11 protein-coding genes are annotated in these 17,320 nt (G+C 63.6%); 1 reads left to right on the forward strand and 10 read right to left on the reverse strand.

The genetic code is table 11. The features are described from left to right. Window positions 1–212: 212 nt before the first annotated feature. Both dtd and pip read right to left on the reverse strand, forming a co-directional pair. Entirely contained in the window at window positions 213–650 is a 438-nt protein-coding gene (gene dtd / locus ABEH27_RS13645) for a D-aminoacyl-tRNA deacylase (protein WP_346614090.1), read from the reverse strand. Further along, on the reverse strand, window positions 647–1,618 hold the full coding sequence (gene pip / locus ABEH27_RS13650; protein ID WP_346614091.1) for a prolyl aminopeptidase: 972 nt from the start codon (window positions 1,616–1,618) through the stop codon (window positions 647–649). The genes dtd and pip overlap by 4 nt, the downstream gene beginning before the upstream one ends. Before the next feature lie 168 nt (window positions 1,619–1,786). On the opposite strand from pip, the gene ABEH27_RS13655 reads away from it, so the two are divergent. Next, entirely contained in the window at window positions 1,787–7,279 is a 5,493-nt protein-coding gene (locus ABEH27_RS13655; protein ID WP_346614092.1) for a DUF6543 domain-containing protein, read from the forward strand. Between the two features lie 62 nt (window positions 7,280–7,341). Here ABEH27_RS13655 and hutG read toward each other — a convergent pair whose 3' ends face one another. The 8 genes from hutG to hutU all read right to left on the reverse strand — a co-directional run bounded on the left by hutG (window position 7,342) and on the right by hutU (window position 16,989). After that, window positions 7,342–8,145: an N-formylglutamate deformylase gene (gene hutG / locus ABEH27_RS13660; protein WP_346614093.1), complete on the reverse strand. Its 804-nt coding sequence runs from the start codon at window positions 8,143–8,145 to the stop codon at window positions 7,342–7,344. A 10-nt stretch (window positions 8,146–8,155) separates the two neighbouring features. Then, the gene (gene hutI, locus ABEH27_RS13665; RefSeq protein WP_346614094.1) at window positions 8,156–9,361 is read right to left on the reverse strand and encodes an imidazolonepropionase; all 1,206 of its coding nucleotides are present in this window, start codon (window positions 9,359–9,361) and stop codon (window positions 8,156–8,158) included. Window positions 9,362–9,377: 16 nt separating this feature from the next. Beyond that, a complete protein-coding gene (gene hutH / locus ABEH27_RS13670) occupies window positions 9,378–10,910 on the reverse strand; it encodes a histidine ammonia-lyase (protein WP_346614095.1) in 1,533 nt (510 codons plus the stop codon). A 21-nt stretch (window positions 10,911–10,931) separates the two neighbouring features. Beyond that, window positions 10,932–12,455: a histidine ammonia-lyase gene (hutH, locus tag ABEH27_RS13675; protein WP_346614096.1), complete on the reverse strand. Its 1,524-nt coding sequence runs from the start codon at window positions 12,453–12,455 to the stop codon at window positions 10,932–10,934. Between the two features lie 8 nt (window positions 12,456–12,463). Beyond that, complete coding sequence (locus ABEH27_RS13680) at window positions 12,464–13,294, reverse strand: glycine betaine/L-proline ABC transporter ATP-binding protein (protein WP_346614097.1); 831 nt, start codon at window positions 13,292–13,294, stop codon at window positions 12,464–12,466. Next, on the reverse strand, window positions 13,291–14,142 hold the full coding sequence (locus ABEH27_RS13685) for a proline/glycine betaine ABC transporter permease (RefSeq protein WP_346614098.1): 852 nt from the start codon (window positions 14,140–14,142) through the stop codon (window positions 13,291–13,293). The genes ABEH27_RS13680 and ABEH27_RS13685 overlap by 4 nt, the downstream gene beginning before the upstream one ends. Window positions 14,143–14,168: 26 nt before the next feature. Then, a complete protein-coding gene (locus ABEH27_RS13690) occupies window positions 14,169–15,137 on the reverse strand; it encodes an ABC transporter substrate-binding protein (protein ID WP_346614099.1) in 969 nt (322 codons plus the stop codon). Window positions 15,138–15,309: 172 nt separating this feature from the next. After that, complete coding sequence (gene hutU / locus ABEH27_RS13695) at window positions 15,310–16,989, reverse strand: urocanate hydratase (RefSeq protein ID WP_346614100.1); 1,680 nt, start codon at window positions 16,987–16,989, stop codon at window positions 15,310–15,312. Window positions 16,990–17,320 lie beyond the last annotated feature (331 nt).

A 17,320-nucleotide genomic window follows, 5' to 3' on the forward strand; every position in this document is an offset into this window, starting at 1 on the left:
CCGGGTTGGCGAGCACTGTTCGGACCCCGTGAGGGCGTAATGATTCCCCAAACGGTTCCAGACAATGCTCGAGTCAGAGTAGAACGAACCTGCGAACGCAGGCCCACGCAGCGCGCGATTATCCAGCAGGTCGCGTTACAACGCATCAGGCTGGAACAACTATTTATCGTACAAAACCCCTGTTTTACCCACAAACCAGGGGTTTTTTTACCTCATATTTGTAACAGAAATGTCACTGGGCCATCATTGACCAGGTGCACCTGCATGTCTGCACCGAAGCGCCCGCTTGCAACCGTGGCATGTTGGCCTTGGGCCTGGCGCAAAAGATAGTCGAACAATTCGGCCCCCAGCGCCGGCGGTGCCGCCGTCGAGAAGCCCGGCCGCATGCCGCTGCGGGTGTCGGCCGCCAAAGTGAACTGGGACACCACCAGCAGGCCGCCGCCAACATCCTTGAGCGACAGGTTCATCTTGCCCTGCTCATCGCTGAACACGCGATAATTGAGCAGCTTGTGCAACAGCTTATCGGCATGTTCCCGGGTATCTTCAGGTTCGACGGCCACCAGCACCAGCAGGCCCTGATCGACGGCGCCGACGATCTCGCCGGCCACTTCTACCCGCGCGCCACGCACGCGCTGCAACAGCCCCCTCATGCTTCTTCCAGGGGCAGATCGAGCAAGCGACGCGCCATTTGGTCAGCAGCACGTACCAGGGCGTCGGTAATGCCCGGCTCGGACGCGGCGTGGCCGGCGTCGCGGATCACCTTGAGCTCGCTGTTCGGCCAGGCCTGATGCAACGCCCAGGCGTTGTCCAGCGGGCAGATCACGTCATAGCGGCCATGCACGATCACTGCCGGCAGGTGGGCGATCTTCGGCATGTCGCGGATCAACTGGTCCGGCTCGAGGAAAGCGTTGTTCATGAAGTAGTGGCATTCGATGCGGGCGATCGACAGCGCGCGCTGTGGCTCTGAGAAGCGGTCGACCACCAGCGGGTTGGGGCGCAGGGTGGCAGTGCGGCCTTCCCATGTGGACCAGGCCTTGGCGGCATGCATCTGGGCAATCTGGTCGTTGCCGGTCAGGCGTTTGTGGAATGCCTTGACCAGGTCGCCACGCTCGTCCGCCGGAATTGGCGCGATGTAATCCTGCCAGTAATCGGGGAACAGGCGGCTGGCGCCCTCCTGGTAGAACCACTCGATCTCTTGCGGGCGGCACAGGAAGATGCCGCGCAGGATCAGGCCATGTACCCGCTCGGGGTGGGTCTGGGCATAGGCCAGGGCCAGTGTCGAACCCCAGGACCCGCCGAACAGCACCCACTTGTCGATGCCCAGGTGCTCGCGGATGCGCTCCAGGTCCTCGACCAGGTGCCAGGTGGTGTTGTTCTCAAGGCTCGCATGTGGCGTGGAGCGGCCACAGCCGCGCTGGTCGAAGGTGATGATGCGGTACAGGTTGGGGTCGAAGTAGCAACGGCTCTGGGCATCGCAACCCGCGCCCGGGCCACCGTGGATGAACACCACCGGCAGACCTTCAGGCGAGCCGCTTTCATCGACATACAGCACATGCGGCGCTTCCACGGCCAGATCGTGCCGGGCGTAGGGTTTGATCTGCGGGTAGAGGGTCTGCATTGCGCACTCCGTGTGAGGATATTGACTGCCGTTGGGCATCATAAACCTGAATTGCGCTTTGAGCACCGTCCTCTAGGGCACTGCCGCAAGCCGGGCATACATATTTACCTCCAGCGCGCCAGCCAGAGCTCCGATAGTCCCTTGCCCCATACCTAGCAAGGGCCCGCCATGCCAACCCCAGCCAACACCTTACCTGGCGCTCATTACGCCACCATTGAGCGCAAGATACCCGCCTGGCTCAAGCAAGCCACGCCAGACACCCACCGCGCAATGCGCAACGCGTTGCCGATCCCTGCCTGGCTGGCCACAGCGGTCCAGCAGCTACCGGAAATCGCCAAGGCATGGCAGGCGGAACATGCCCGTCACCGCGAACACCATGCACAAGTGCAGAAGCTGTTCGAACCGCTACCCGCCCTGCAAACCTACGCCGCGCAGACACTGACCGAAGCCATCAAGCAACGCTTCGGGCTCGACCTGGATGTGCACAACACGTACCTGGTCGACGCCCGCCTGATCGACCCGACCCGCGCGGGCGACGCGCGCGTGGCGGTGAACCAGGCTACCCGCTCGCTGCTGCACAGCGCCCTGCACAACTTTGACCAGGGCGCCGCTGCCGAACACGGCATGGACGCGCCTGGGGCCGCGCTGAAAAAGTCCGTCATCCTCGATCATCGGCGCTTCATGGGCACTGTCCCGATCACCAATGCAGTGGATATCGTCGCCGAAGACTTCGCTGACCTGTGCCGCACGCTGGACATCGGTGGCAAGTACCATGGCCTGGTCCATGCAATCTATTACCCTGAGGCCACGGCGCAGCTGAGCACCGATGAAGTCAGGCTGTCCGTTTACCAGACCCTGGGGCGAGCGGAAGTCTCGGCCTTCCGGCAATCCTTGCATTACGCCCGCCTCAAAGGCGATATCGGTGAGACGCTGTACACCGCAGCGCTTGCCGTGCCGGTCGACCAGCCGCTATCGGCAACCTCGCCCGTGACATTCAGCTATCTCGACCTGTGGGAAGCAGAGCTGACCGGGGTGGTGCTGATTACCGTGCAAGCCGAAGAGCATCAGGCCGTAGCGCTGTATATCCCCGAGGACAGCGCACAGCCGCTCACGGAATTCACGACTCTGGAGGCCTTGCAGGCCGGTTTGCGCGACAGGCTCCACGCCAACATCAGTTACCTGGACAACCACATTGCCGACCGTGACAAGGCATCGACGATCACCCGCCTGAAGGATCGGCTCACGCCCATCGCCTGGAGTGTCCGCGGGGTACTTGAGCGTGTCCCTGACCCACATGCCACCCTGCATCCTGTTGCAAGGCCATTCGGCCACACGTTCCAGAGCGTCATGGCCTTCCAGAAAGCCCAGCGGCATGGAGAGGATGTGCTGTTCCACGCAACCCCGACCGAAATCGTCGACCGGCGCACTGCCCAGGCTCATCGGGAATTGATAGCAGGACGCGTGCTGACGGCCCTCAACATCGCCGGTTTTTTCGTGCCCGGGCTGGGCGAGGTAATGCTCGCCGTCTGCGTGGCCCAATTGGCCCACGAGGTCTACGAAGGCATCGAGGCCTGGAAAAACGACGAGCGCGACAAGGCATTCACCTACATGGTCGATGTGATTGAGAACGTGGCGATCATGGCCGTACTGAGCGCGGCAGCCAAAGCGGCGAGAAACACAGCAGGCAGCGAAGCAGGCAGTGCGCTGGAAGAGCCGGAAGTAGAACGCATCGATGTGCCGACCCCCTCCTTCATCGAGGAACTGGTGGAGGTTGAGCTACCAGATGGCAGCACACGCCTGTGGAACCAGGACCTGGCCCCCTTCGAACAAGACGTCACGCTGCCATCGCAGGCCAGCCCGGACGGGCTTGGGCTGTACCGCCAGGATGGCAAGACCTGGCTACGCCTTGAAGGCAAGGTATTTTCACTGAAATGGAATGCAGACACCGGCACCTACCGCATCGAGCACCCCAGCAAGGCAGGCGGTTATGAGCCGCCGTTGCGGCACAATGGGGCCGGGGCCTGGTTGCAGGTCACGGACAAGCCGCTGAGCTGGACGGGCATGGCACTGCTGCGCCGTATCGGTCACTTGAATGCCCACTTCGACGAGCCGACGCTGCAACGGATACTTGCCGTCAGCGACACCCACGAAGACGTACTGCGCAGGGCCTTGGCCGAGAACCTGCGGCTGCCGGCCTTGCTCGAAGACACCCTGCAACGCTTCAAACTGGACGAAACGGTCCGCCAGCTGCCGGACGCTAGCACCCGGGCAGCAGCTTTTTCCAGGGCTTACGCTCGCCTTCCGAGCGACCTGACGCCGGGAGCCGAAACCATACGGCGGGTGTTTCCGAACCTGCCGGCCGTCGTCAGCGACGAGCTGGTGCGTGGCGCAAGCGCCAGCGAACTGCAAATGCTCGGCAGCGGCAAAATCCCCATGCGCCTTGGCGAGGAGATCCGCGTCTACCAGCAACACATCCGCCTGGCCCGCGCCTGCGAAGGGTTGTACCTGTCCGGTGTGCCAAACTGGGACAGCGACAGGCTGATCATGCATACGCTTGAACGCCTGCCAGGCTGGCCCGTCGAGACAAAAGTGCAGCTGCTCCAGCGCATGTCCTGGCCTGCCCAGGCGCATGGCATCGGCCCGCAAAACACTCGCCCCTACCACACCATCACCCATGCGGATGCCGGATACATCGTGCACGATGAAAGCCGCCCGAGCACAGAGGTCACCGCTTATCCAGACCTCTATGCCGCGCTGTACGAGGCGCTGCCAGAGGCCATGACACAGCTCGGTGTCGCATATCAGCAAGCACTGCAGCGCCTGGTACAGGAAAGCCCCCTGCCACCCCGCTCGACCGTGAGGGCGGTCCTGGGCATGCAACCTGTCCGCCCCGGCTACCGTTCGCCCATGCGCTTGGCCGATGGGCGCCTGGGCTACCCGTTGAGCGGGAGCGGCCCGGCAGTTCAAGGCGCTACCCGCCAGCGCCTGATCGAGGCTGTCGAAGCAACGGGGCTCGTCGCGCACACCGGCGTTACGGCGGATCAGGTCCTGCTGTCGCTGACCAGTCGCGGCCTGGGGCCGTCGCAAATACTCGACCATCTGCAGGCGCTGCTGGAGCAGCGCAGTGAACTGCAAAGCAGGCTGGCTGACTGGAGTGAAGCCATTTCACCGGAGACAGAACAGGCTGCAAGCGACTACAACAGCCTACGTGACGCGATCATGCAACACTGGTATGACACCGCTCTGGATGAAGGCGGCCAGCACACGGCCGAGCTACGCATCACTCAGGTGCCCTTGGCCGATATACCCCTGACCCTGCCCGACTTCTTCAACAGCCGTGTGCGTAGCCTGAGCCTGCTCGATCTACCGTCAGGCAATCTCGCCGGCTGGGCGCAGCACGAACGCCTGCTGCAACGCCTGCTCAGGCAGATGCCGCAGGTCGAATCACTGGAAATCAGCCGGCCTTACAACGCCAGATCAACACCTTCGTTCTTCATGCTCAGCGTACCGTCCATCACCCAGCTTTTGCCTGCGCTGCAAAGGCTGGTGCTAACCAATCAGAACATCGCGCTGTCCGAAAACGACCTCAACCTGATCGCAGAACTTCGCCAGTTGAGGTACCTGGACCTGAGTGGCAACCGCCTGGCCCAGAACAACAGCCCAAGCTTCCATGAACTGACCCTGGATTTCCTGGGCCTGGATAACATGCAACTGGCGCAGTGGCCGATCGGGATTGGCAGTGATGCACTGGGGCGTATCGCCCACCTATCCATGCGCAACAACAACCTCAGGTCATTGCCGTCGTTCCTGCTCAATGAAGCAGACGCACTGCCCAACCCGACGGTGATCTCACTCGAAGGCAACCCTGTCAACGAAACTCATGTACAGCGCTTGTTGCTGAACGAGCGGGCCGAGACGGCCGGCGTTACCGTGGATGTGCCTGCAGAACTCACCGGCCGGCTTGCACGCATACGCGATGAGCGCCAGCAAATGCGCGACGCGATCGACGGCTGGGCCCAGGCGTCCAGTTCGAGCAACCCCTTGACCCAGGAAGCGCTCGCACACAGGCAGCGCATCCAGACAGCGATCAGCCAGTTCTGGGAGCAACAGGAGCAGGGCCAGCGATACCTGCGTCTGCAACTGGAGGATGTGGCGGTCGAACAGTTCCCCAGGCGGCTTCCAGCATTCTTTGAACAACGCGTTCAAGCGCTCATGCTGACCCGCACGAGCGGCACCACGTCGCAACTCGACGAATTGCTCAGCCGCTTCCCCAATGTCACCCGGTTGACCATCGATGCGCATCAGGCGGCCACTTCCTCACTGGCGTCTGTCTTGGCACGTCTTCCCCGGCTCAACTACCTGGAGTTTCGCAACATGGGCCTGGAAGTGGATCAGCGCATGCTGGAGACCTTGGCGGGGTTGGAGCACCTGACGTCACTGGACGTCTCAGGCAACCGTATGGGTAGCATCAGCCAGGTACCTGCACGGCTCTCCAGCAACCTGCAATCACTCTCGCTGACCGACATGAACCTGCAAGCCTGGCCAAGCTGGTGCGACAGCTTGCTGCCGCTGGAGCTGCTGGACTTGAGTTCCAACAACATCACCCAGTTGCCCGAGCACATACTCTCGAACCTGGACAACCCCATGCCGATCTCGTCGATCGCCTTGTTCGACAACCCTTTGCCGCTTGATACCATTCTGCGTGTGCGTGCGTTCTCGGACAGCCAGCACAGCTATTCCTTCGCCCTGGATATCCCGGGCAACCTGATGCTTGTCAATTCTTCGAGCGAAGGATCACTGGATCACCCGCACTTCCCTCTGATGGGCGACGATACGCCCAGGCTCGAAGACTGGATGCTTGGCAACGAGGCGCAGAACGAGGCATTGCGCGACTGCTGGGAACTGCTCGAAGGCAGCGATCTGCTGCGGTTGGCGGGCCGCCTGCGCAATGCTGCGCCCTACGTCGACCCGACCTCGCAAGCCAGCTTCTGCGAGCGTGTACGCCTGATGCTGGTTGTGGCCGCCGGCAACGATGCCGAGCGCCCGCTGATGGAGAGTATCGCTGCGGCCGCACTGCCTCACCCTGAAACCGGCTCGCAGACCTGTCACGATGGCGCGCTGCAGGAGTTCAACAATATCGAGTTGTACCTGATGGGGCAGCGCCTGTTGATCGAAGCGGGCGATACCTTGCAAACGTTGCGACTACGCCTGTTGCAACTGTTCAGGATCGAACAACTGGAGAAACTGGCCAACCAGCGAACCGGCTCGGGCGACAGGGTTTCGGTGCGGCTGGCCTACCGCCGGGAGCTGGCCAGGGAGCTCGACCTTCCGCTTGCCGACAGCATGCGTTTTCGAAGCGCAGCAAATCTGGCGCCGGATGAATTGTCGCTGGTGCTGGAAAAGGTCCGCAAAAGCGAACTGGGCGATGCCCTGGTCGACTACATGCTGGCCAATTCGGACTGGGTTGCGCGCCTGCGGGCCGAACATGCCGAGCGCTTTGCCGAAATAGATAACCGCTACCGCCTGCTTGTACTTGAACTGGCCAACAAGGATCACTCGCTTCAGGAGGAACTGAGGCTGCAACAACAATTACAAAACGATAAGGGCCTGGAGGAGCAGGAGCTGTTGCGTGAACTCACCATAGCGCAGATCAACAACTGATTACCCGCTTCAAATGGCGACGCGCATGGCCCGCAGCGCGTCGCCACTTTCACGGGCAAACATCAACCTCCGTACCGCTCCTTGCCCCAATCCAGCAGTGCCTGCAAAAGCTGCTGCAGTACTTGCTGGGTCGGTTGCGCCAGGTCTTCGCGGTAGGCAAATGGCTCGGTTTCATTCATGTAGGTGCTTTGTGCCAGCTCCAGCTGCACGGCATGGATGTGGTTGGCCGGGTCGCCGTAATGCCGGGTAATGTGCCCACCCTTGAAGCGGCCATTGAGGACATGACTGTAGGTTCGGGCTTCGGCACATACGCCCTGCAACCGCTCGGCCAGCAGCGGATCGCAGCTGGCGCCATTGAAGGTACCCAGGTTGAAGTCGGGCAACTTGCCATCGAACAGGTGCGCAATGTGCGAACGGATCGAGTGGGCATCCCACAACAGGGCATAGCCAAACTGCTCGCGCAACCGGTCCAGTTCGCGACGAAGGGTGCCGTGATACGGGCGCCAGATCTGTTCCAGGTAGCGTTTGCGTTCTTCGCCAGACGTCGCCAACCCCTCCTTGAACAGCGGCTCGCCTTCGAACAACGTGGCCGGGTACAGGCCAGTGGTGGCGCCTGCGTACAACGGCTTGTCGTCATCCGGGCGGTTCAGGTCGATGACGAAGCGCGAGTACTCTGCGGCTACCATGCTGGCGCCCAGGTCGCGGGCGAAGTCGTACAGCTGCGGGATGTGCCAGTCGGTGTCCGGCAAGCTGCGCGCTGCATCGACCAGGCCGTCGCGCACGGCGTCGCTCAGGCGCAGGCCGGCGTGCGGCATGCTGATCAGCAGCGGCAGGCGGCCTTGGTGAAAACTCAGAACCTTGTCCATCGTGCCTCGCTCAGTTTGAAATTTCGTGGCCCTTGCGCACCACGCGCTTGGGCAGGTCACCGCCAAGCCAGTAGGCCAGGTCGGCGGGACGGGCGATTCGCCAGGCGACGAAATCCGCCACCTTGCCGACTTCCAGCGAACCATGGCTGTCGCCCAGGCCAAGTGCCGTGGCAGCATGCAGCGTAACGCCGGCCAGGGCTTCTTCCGGGGTCATGCGGAACAGCGTACAGCCCATGTTCAGCATCAGGCGCAGCGACAGCCCAGGCGAGGTGCCGGGGTTGAGGTCACTGGCCAAAGCGATCTTCACGCCATGACGGCGCAGGGCATCCATCGGTGGCAGCTGGGTTTCGCGCAGGAAGTAGAAGGCGCCTGGCAGCAGCACGGCCACCGTACCGGCGTGCGCCATGGCCACGGCGTCTTCCTCGGTCATGAACTCCAGGTGATCGGCAGACAGCGCCTGGTAACGCGCCGCCAGGCTGGAGCCATGCTGCGATGACAGTTGCTCGGCGTGCAGTTTGACCGGCAGGCCCAGCTCACGTGCCCTGATGAACACCCGCTCGACCTGGGCCGGGGAGAACGCCAGGTGCTCGCAGAACGCATCCACCGCGTCCACCAGCCCTTCCTCGGCCAAGGCCGGGAGCATCTCGTCGCAAATGTGTGCAATGTAGTCGTCCGCTCGGCCCGCGTACTCTGGCGGCAGGGCATGGGCGGCCAGGCAGGTGGCGCGCACGGCCAACGGCAGCTCTTCAGCCAGGCGCCGGGCCACGCGCAGCATCTTGCGTTCGTTGGCCAGGTCCAGGCCGTAGCCGGACTTGATCTCCAGCGTGGTCACACCGTCGCGCATCAAAGCCTGCACGCGCTGGCGGGCGCTGGTGAACAGTTCATCCTCGCTGGCCGCGCGGGTGGCGCGCACAGTGCTGGCGATCCCCCCGCCCTGGGCGGCGATCTCGGCATAGCTCACGCCTTGCAGGCGCTGTTCGAACTCACCGCTGCGGTTACCGCCGAACACCGCGTGGGTGTGGCAGTCGATCAGCCCTGGGGTGACCCAGGCGCCGTTGAGATCGACCGTGTGGGCAATTTCCAGCGCCGGCACATCGGCACGTCGGCCAATCCATTCGATCAGGCCAGCGTTGCTGACGATGGCGGCGTCCTCGATCACCGAGTAGCTGCCTTGGGCCATGGTTGCCGCGTGGCAGTGCCGCCAAAGGGTTCTCATACAAACACTCCTGAAGTTACAGGCTTGGCAGCACGCCGGCTGGCAGCAGCGCGGTCAGCTTGCCTTCTGCCAGCAAGGCACTGGCCGCCTCGATATCCGGTGAAAAGAAACGGTCGTGGTCGTAGTGCGGCACTTCGCGCCGCAGCACCTGGCGCGCCTGCTCCAGCTTCACCGAGGTTTTCAGCCCTTCGCGCAGGTCCAGGCCCTGGCAGGCGCCGAGCCATTCGATGGCCAATACCCCACGGGTGTTCTCGGCCATTTCCCACAAGCGCTTGCCCGCCGCCGGCGCCATCGACACGTGATCTTCCTGGTTGGCCGAGGTTGGCAGGCTATCGACACTGTGCGGGTGCGACAGTGCCTTGTTCTCGCTGGCCAGGGCCGCCGCCGTGACCTGGGCGATCATGAAACCAGAGTTGACCCCGCCGTTTTCAACAAGGAACGGCGGCAACTGCGACATGTGCTTATCCATCATCAGCGAAATGCGCCGCTCGCTCAGCGCGCCAATCTCGGCGATGGCCAGGGCCAGGTTGTCGGCGGCCATGGCCACCGGTTCTGCATGGAAGTTACCGCCCGACACCACGTCGCCTTCGGCGGCGAACACCAGCGGGTTGTCCGACACCGCGTTGGCCTCGATGCCCAGCACTTCGGCTGCCTGGCGCAGCTGGGTCAGGCAGGCGCCCATGACCTGCGGCTGGCAACGCAGCGAATACGGGTCCTGGACCTTGCCGCAGTGCTTGTGCGACTGCGACACCTCGCTGGACTCGCCCAGCAGGTCGCGGAAGCATGCGGCGGTATCGATCTGGCCGCGCTGACCGCGCGCGTCATGGATGCGTGCGTCGAATGGCGAACGCGAGCCCAGCACCGCCTCGACGGTCAGGCCGCCGCAGGCGATGGCCGCAGCGTACAGGTCTTCAGCCTGGAACAAGCCGCGCAGGGCATAGGCGGTAGACGCCTGGGTGCCGTTGAGCAGCGCCAGGCCTTCTTTGGCAGCCAGGGTCAGCGGCTCCAGGCCGGCAACCGCCAGGGCCTCGCTGGCCGGTAGCCATTCACCTTGGTAGCGCGCCTTGCCTTCGCCCAGCAGTACCAGCGACATGTGCGCCAGTGGTGCCAGGTCACCGGAGGCACCCACCGAGCCCTTGAGCGGAATATGCGGGTAGACCTCGGCATTGACCAGGGCGATCAGCGCATCGATGACCTTGCGGCGAATACCGGAAAAACCACGGCTGAGGCTATTGACCTTAAGCACCATGATCAGCCGCACCATCGCGTCGTCCAGCGGTGCGCCGATGCCGGCGGCATGCGACAGCACCAGCGAGCGCTGCAGGTTTTCCAGGTCGTGGCTGGCGATGCGGGTCGATGCCAGCAAGCCGAAACCGGTGTTGATGCCGTAAGCGGTGCGGTCTTCGGCGATGATCCGCTCGACCACCGCCACGCTGGCATCGATGCCGGCCCCCGCACTGGCATCCAGGCTCAAGCGCAGCGGCGCGTGGTGGATGCGGCGCAGCTGGGCCAGGGTCAGCTGGCCAGGGACAAGATTCAGGGCTTCCATGTACATGCTCCTTTTAATTGTTCAGTGCAGGGCCGGCAGCACAGGCTGCGGCCCTTGCGAAGCTTTCAGCAGCGCGGCGGCGCGGGCGATGTCCGGGGCCAGCCAGCGGTCTTCAAGGTACGCCGGCACCTGCTCGCGCAGCAGGCGCCAGGCGGCATCGGTGCCAACACCGAAACGCTGTTCCTTGAGGAATTCGAAGGCTTGAGCGGCCAGCAGGTATTCGATGGCAAGGATCTGGGTGCAGTTTTCCAGCACCTGGTGCAGCTTGAGCGCGGCATTGGTGCCCAGGCTCAGGTGGTCTTCCTGCAGGCCAGAGGTGACGTAGTTGTCGAGCACCGCCGGTTGCGCCAGCTGGCGGTTCTGCGCACACAGCGAGGCGGCGACGTACTGGGCGATCATCATCCCCGAGTTGACCCCGGGGTTGCTGACCAGAAACGCCGGCAGGCCACTGACATGCGGGTTGACCAGGCGGTCCAGGCGGCGCTCGGCTATCGAGCCGATCTCGGCCATGGCAATCGCCAGCAGGTCGGCGGCCATGGCCACCGACTGGCCGTGCGGGTTGGCCTGGGAGACCACGCGAAAATCCTCTGGGGTACCCAACAAAAGCGGGTTGTCATTGGCGCCGTTGAGCTCGGCCTCGATCTGCTTCACCGCGTGGGCAAACTGGTCACGCGCGGCGCCGTGCACCTGCGGGATCGAACGGATGCTGAGGGCGTCCTGGGTGCGGATGCCTTTGCTGGTGGCGATGACTTCGCTGTCCGCCAGCAAGGCGCGCACGTTTTTACCCACCACTTGCATGCCCGGATGCGGCTTGAGCGCGATGATCTCGGGGTCAAAGGCAGCGATCTGCCCCCGCAGCGCCTCGAAGCTCATGGCGCCGATCACGTCGGCCCACTGCAGCAGGCGGCTGGCGTCGTCCAGCGCCAGGCTGGCCAGGCCGGTCATGCACGGCGTGCCATTGACCAGGCACAGGCCGTCCTTTGCCCCCAGCTGTACCGGGGCCAACCCTTCGGCAGCCAGGGCCTCGGCGGCGTCGACAACCTGCCCGCGGTAGCTGACCTTGCCGATGCCCAGCAGGCACACGCCTACATGCGCCATGTGGGTCAGGTAGCCGACCGAGCCCTGCGACGGTACCTGAGGGGTAATGCCATGGTTGAGCAGTGCCAGCAGCGCGTCGACCACGCTGCGCTGGATGCCCGACTTGCCGTGGCTGTAATTGGCAATGGCAGCGCAGATGATCGCCCGGGTTTGTTCATCCGGCAACGCCGGGCCGACGCCGCAGGCGTGGCTGAGCAAGGTGTTGCGCGACAGCTGGCTGAGCTGCTCGCCCTGCAGCGACACATTGCACAGCGCACCCAGGCCGGTGTTCACACCGTAGGCGCGCTCACCACTTTCAACGATATGGCGGACGATCGCCTGGGCATTGTCGATGCGCGCCCAGATAGGCGGCGCCAACTCAAGGCGCGCGCCATGGCGGGCCACGGCGGCGATGCCCTGCCAGCGCAGTTCGCCACCATCAAAGACCACGGTTTCAACGTGCGACATGCTGTTCCTCATACCGCGACCGCGCGGCGCTGGACGAAGCGGTCGACGTATTCGTCGGCCGGGTTATGGAGGATCTGGTGCGGCGTGCCCACCTGGATCAGCCGGCCGTCCTTGAGGATGGCGATGCGGTTGCCAATGCGCACGGCTTCGTCCAGGTCATGGGTGATGAACACGATGGTCTTGTGCAGGGTTTTCTGCAGTTCCAGCAACTGGTCCTGCATCTCTGCGCGGATCAACGGGTCGAGGGCGCTGAAGGCCTCGTCCATGAGAATGATGTCGGTGTCCGCCGCCAATGCCCGGGCCAGGCCGACGCGCTGGCGCATGCCGCCCGACAACTGGTGCGGGTACTTCTTCTCGTAGCCCTTGAGGCCCACGGTCTCGATCCATTGCTGGGCACGCTCGGCGCACAACTGCTTGCTCTCGCCGCGCACCTTCAAGCCGTAGGCCACGTTGTCGAGCACATTGCGGTGCGGCAGCAGGCCGAAGCTCTGGAACACCATGCTGATCTTGCGCCGGCGAAATTCGCGCAGGGCCTCCATGTCGTACTGCAGGATGTCTTCGCCATCGACCAGGATCTGCCCGCTGGTGGGGTCGATGAGGCGGTTGAAGTGGCGCACCAGGGTCGACTTGCCCGAGCCGGACAGGCCCATGATCACGAAGATTTCGCCGCTACCGATGGACAGCGACAGGTCATTGACCCCGACCACGCAGCCGGTCTGCGACAGCACCTGCTCCTTGCTCTGGTTGTTGCGGATCAACTGCAACGCCTCGGCGGCGCGGTCGCCAAAGATCTTGAAGACGTTCTTCACCTCGATCTTGCTGATCGGCTGCGTGCTCATTTGCTCACCTCATGGCGTGGCCGGCCATAGGCCTGGGTAATGCGGTCGATCACCACCGCAAGAATGACGATGGCCAGGCCGGCTTCGAGGCCGCGGCCGACGTTGAGGGTCTGGATGCCCACCAGTACGTCTTCACCCAGGCCACGGGCGCCGATCATCGACGCGATCACCACCATCGACAGGGCCATCATGGTGGTCTGGTTGATGCCCGCCATGATGCTCGGCAACGCCAGCGGCAATTGCACGCCGAACAGTTGTTGCCAGCGGTTGGCACCAAAGGCGTTGATCGCCTCCATGACTTCGCCGTCCACCTGGCGAATGCCCAGGTCGGTCAGGCGGATCAGCGGCGGCGCAGCGTAGATCACCGTGGCGAAGATCGCAGGCACCTTGCCCAGGCCGAACAGCATCAGCACCGGGATCAGGTACACGAAGCTGGGCATGGTCTGCATGATGTCCAGCAGCGGCATCAGCACAGCGCGCAGGCGGTTGCTGCGCGCCGACAGGATGCCCAGCGGAATGCCCACCAGCACCGAGATCAGCGTGGCGACCAGCATCAGCGCCAGGGTCTGCATCAGCTTGTCCCACAGGCCGACGGCACCGACCAGAAACAGCAGGCCGGTGATCACCAGGGTCGGCAGGATGCGCCGAGTGGCGTGCCAGGCGATGGCCGCCACCACGGCCAGCATCAGCCACCACGGTGTGGCGCGCAGCACGCCTTCGAGGCTGACGATGGCCCACAGCAGGGTGTCGGAGATGTGCCGGAACACGTCGCCATAGTTGGTCACCAGGGCGTCGACCCAGCCGTTGACCCAGTCGGCGATGGAGAATGTCAGGTTGTCAGGAAACATGGGGTTCACTCATCAGCTGAGGACGCTCAGAGCGCCGCGTTGATCTTCTTGGCAGCCTCATCGCTGACCCAGGCCTGCCAGACTTCAGGATGTTCCTTGAGGAACGCCTTGGCCAGCGCAGGCGACTCGATCCGATCCTTGGTCATGCGCGCCAGGTTCTGGTTCAGCAGGTCGATCGGCAGGTTGACCTTTTCCAGCACCGCAACCAGCTCGGGGGCTTGTTCGTGGAAGGTTTTCGACAGCCCGACCTTGATCGACACAGACTTGTCCACACCCTGTTTCTCCTGCAGCTTCACCAGGTCGACCTGGCCCATCAGCGGGGTGGGCGTCCAGTAGTAGAAGAGAATCGGCTCGCCACGCTTGTAGCTCGACAGCACGGCGGCATCCAGGGCCGGACCGGTGCCGGGGCGGAAGTTGGTGTAGCTGCCCTCCAGGCCGTATTCCTTGAGCATCCTGCTGTTGTCCAGTTCGCAGGTCCAACCGGCCGGGCAGTTGTAGAACCGGCCTTTGCCCGGCTCTTCCTGGTCCTTGAACACGCTGGCGTATTTGCCCAGGTCAGCCACGCTCTTGAGCGCTGGCGCCTTGGCTTCGAGCTTGCGCTTGGCGTCGCCCTCGATCACGTAGCGGGGCACGTACCAACCCTCCTCTGCGCCCACCACCGGGGCGCCGACGCCAACCACCTTGCCGGCCGCCTCGGCCTTCTTCCAGACCTCGCTGCGGCCGACCCACTCTTCGGCGAAGACCTGGATGTCATTGGTGCCCAGGGCGTTTTCCATGGTGATCGAGTTGCCGGGCAGGCTGTCGGTTTCGCAGCCGTAGCCGTTCTTCAGTACGAACTGCATCACGTCGGTCAGCAGCATGCCGCTTTCCCAGTTCAGCCCGGCGAACTTCACCGGCTTGCCAGACTCGCACCAGCCGGCGGCCTGGCTGCTGCCGGCAGCGCCGAGCAGGCCGAGGGCGAACAGCGAGGCAAGCAAGGTCTTGTTGGTTTTCATTGCGTGACGCTCCCAAACTTGAAAGTGGAAATCGGCAGTCCTTGCAAGGAAATGGCCATTTTGGGACCGCTTCGCGCCCCATCGCCGGCAAGCCGGCTCCCACATGAACAGCGTGTAACCCGTGGGAGCCGGCTTGCCGGCGGTGGGCTGCACAGCAGCCGCTCAGGGCCTGTCAGCCAGTAATCATCGGCAGGTTCAACCCCTGCTCTTTGGCGCAATCAATCGCAATCTGGTAGCCCGCATCGGCATGGCGCATCACCCCGGTGGCCGGGTCGTTGGTCAGCACGCGGGCGATGCGCTCGGCCGCCTCGTCGGTGCCATCACACACGATGACCATGCCCGAGTGCTGCGAGAAGCCCATGCCCACACCGCCGCCATGGTGCAGCGACACCCAGGTCGCGCCGCTGGCGGTGTTCAACAGGGCGTTGAGCAGCGGCCAGTCGGACACGGCATCCGAGCCGTCCTGCATGGCTTCGGTTTCGCGGTTCGGGCTGGACACCGAGCCCGAGTCGAGGTGGTCACGGCCGATCACGATCGGCGCCGACAGCTCGCCGCTGCGCACCATTTCGTTGAACGCCAGGCCCAGCTTCGCGCGCAGGCCCAGGCCCACCCAGCAGATACGTGCCGGCAGGCCCTGGAAGCTGATGCGCTCGCGGGCCATGTCCAGCCAGCGGTGCAGGTGGGCGTCATCGGGGATCAGCTCCTTGACCTTGGCGTCGGTCTTGTAGATGTCCTCGGCCTCGCCGGACAGCGCCGCCCAGCGGAACGGGCCGATGCCGCGGCAGAACAGCGGGCGGATGTAAGCAGGGACGAAGCCTGGGAAGTCGAAGGCATTGGCAACGCCTTCTTCCTTGGCCATCTGGCGAATGTTGTTGCCGTAGTCGAAGGTCGGCACGCCTTGCTTCTGGAAGTCCAGCATGGCCTGCACGTGCACGGCCATGGACTGCTTGGCGGCCTTGACCACGGCGGCGGGCTCGGTCTGGGCGCGGTCGCGGTATTGGTCCCAGGTCCAGCCGGCTGGCAGGTAGCCGTTGAGTGGGTCGTGGGCGCTGGTCTGGTCGGTGACCATGTCCGGGCGCACGCCGCGCTTGACCAGCTCGGGCAGGATTTCGGCGGCGTTGCCATGCAAGGCGATGGAGATCGCCTTGCCTTCGGCGGTGTACTTGGCGATGCGAGCCAGGGCGTCGTCGAGGTCCTTGGCTTGCTCGTCGACGTAGCGGGTGTCGAGGCGGAAGTCGATACGGCTCTGCTGGCATTCGATGTTCAGCGAGCAGGCACCGGCCAGGGTTGCGGCCAGTGGCTGGGCGCCGCCCATGCCGCCGAGGCCCGCAGTCAGTACCCACTTGCCTTTCAGGCTGCCGCCGTAGTGCTGGCGACCAGCCTCGACGAAGGTTTCGTAAGTGCCCTGGACGATGCCCTGGCTGCCGATGTAGATCCAGCTGCCGGCGGTCATCTGGCCGTACATGGCCAGGCCCTTGGCGTCGAGTTCGTTGAAGTGTTCCCAGTTGGCCCAGTGCGGCACCAGGTTGGAGTTGGCGATCAGCACGCGCGGGGCGTTGGTGTGGGTCTTGAACACGCCGACCGGCTTGCCCGACTGCACCAGCAGGGTTTCATCGTCGTTCAGGTTGGTCAGGCTTTCGACGATCTTGTCGTAGCAGGCCCAATTGCGCGCGGCGCGGCCAATGCCGCCGTACACCACCAGCTCTTTCGGGTTTTCGGCGACCTGCGGGTCGAGGTTGTTCATCAGCATGCGCAGCGGCGCTTCGGTCAGCCAGCTTTTGGCCGTCAGCTTGTTGCCACGCGGGGCGCGGATCTCGACGTCACGGAATTTGTTGAGTTTGTTGTCAGTCACGAAAAGTGCTCCTCGGGTGCGTACAGCGCGAATGGGGACGGCCTATCCACTTTCGCGCACTTGGCTTTACTTGTACATACAAGCATATGCAATTGAATGGCCAAGTTGGGTTTGCAGGTGTTTTTCGGGCGCACGAAGGGGGGGTGGAGCCCCCGTAGATCAACGTTTGGAGAAAGTTAGAAAAGCTGGTTGGGGGGTTGAGGAGCGCAGTGAGCAGCTCGACGGCATTGCGCCATCTTGGGGCGATCGGTAACAGCGTGAGCGGTTTGGGAGCGTTACCGGGTAACTTTTCCGGCCCTATCGCGGGCAAGCCCGCTCCTACCAGGGCAAT

The organism is Pseudomonas sp. P39-UII1 (assembly GCF_039672635.1).
GTDB lineage: Bacteria > Pseudomonadota > Gammaproteobacteria > Pseudomonadales > Pseudomonadaceae > Aquipseudomonas.

What these genes read in the sequence shown, in the direction of transcription:
- hutH (WP_346614096.1), bottom strand. Translation starts at nt 12,455, where the DNA reads ATGTCGCACGTTGAAACCGTGGTCTTTGATGGTGGCGAACTGCGCTGG.
- hutG (WP_346614093.1), bottom strand. Translation starts at nt 8,145, where the DNA reads ATGGACAAGGTTCTGAGTTTTCACCAAGGCCGCCTGCCGCTGCTGATC.
- hutI (WP_346614094.1), bottom strand. Translation starts at nt 9,361, where the DNA reads ATGAGAACCCTTTGGCGGCACTGCCACGCGGCAACCATGGCCCAAGGC.
- ABEH27_RS13655 (WP_346614092.1), top strand. Translation starts at nt 1,787, where the DNA reads ATGCCAACCCCAGCCAACACCTTACCTGGCGCTCATTACGCCACCATT.
- dtd (WP_346614090.1), bottom strand. Translation starts at nt 650, where the DNA reads ATGAGGGGGCTGTTGCAGCGCGTGCGTGGCGCGCGGGTAGAAGTGGCC.
- hutH (WP_346614095.1), bottom strand. Translation starts at nt 10,910, where the DNA reads ATGGAAGCCCTGAATCTTGTCCCTGGCCAGCTGACCCTGGCCCAGCTG.
- ABEH27_RS13690 (WP_346614099.1), bottom strand. Translation starts at nt 15,137, where the DNA reads ATGAAAACCAACAAGACCTTGCTTGCCTCGCTGTTCGCCCTCGGCCTG.
- ABEH27_RS13680 (WP_346614097.1), bottom strand. Translation starts at nt 13,294, where the DNA reads ATGAGCACGCAGCCGATCAGCAAGATCGAGGTGAAGAACGTCTTCAAG.
- ABEH27_RS13685 (WP_346614098.1), bottom strand. Translation starts at nt 14,142, where the DNA reads ATGTTTCCTGACAACCTGACATTCTCCATCGCCGACTGGGTCAACGGC.
- pip (WP_346614091.1), bottom strand. Translation starts at nt 1,618, where the DNA reads ATGCAGACCCTCTACCCGCAGATCAAACCCTACGCCCGGCACGATCTG.